1 protein-coding gene is annotated in these 563 nt (G+C 43.7%); it reads left to right on the top strand.

The genetic code is table 11. The features are described from left to right. Positions 1 to 563, top strand: a 563-nt coding sequence (locus HMPREF2737_RS10175) for an Ig-like domain-containing protein (RefSeq protein ID WP_256277645.1), incomplete at both ends; no start/stop codon positions are given.

The raw sequence follows: 563 nt of genomic DNA, 5'->3' as shown, positions 1-563 counted from the left end.
AAATCCAGAAAAAGACAACAATGCTTATGAACCAACAACAGATGGTGTAACGAAAGATCATGGCACACCAACGACAGCAGATGATGTAACAAGTTCAGTGACAATTCCAGACTATCCAGCGGATAAAGACCAACCAACAATTACGGTGGATGACGAAACACAATTACCAGACGGTAATACACCAGGTACAACAGAAGTAGATGTGACAGTGAAATATCCAGATGGTACGGAAGATCACATTAAAGTACCTGTAACAGTAGGAACAGATACAGTAGCACCAGATGCACCAACAGTGGATGTCCCAGAAGCAGGAGCAGATACAGTAACTGGAACAGGAAGTGAACCAGGCAATACAATCACTGTAACATTCCCAGATGGAACAACAGGAACAGGAACAGTAGGTGAAGATGGAAGCTGGAGTGTAGAGGTACCAGGAGGTACAGAATTAAACAACGGTGATAAAATCACAGCAGTTGAAACAGATGACGCAGGTAATGTATCAGACGAAGGCTCAGCAATAGTTGTTGATGATAGTGACGCAGATGCGGACAGCGATGCAGATG

It is taken from the genome of Staphylococcus sp. HMSC069D12 (genome assembly GCF_001810405.1).
GTDB lineage: Bacteria > Bacillota > Bacilli > Staphylococcales > Staphylococcaceae > Staphylococcus > Staphylococcus haemolyticus.
This window is presented reverse-complemented; position numbering and strand designations above follow the sequence as displayed.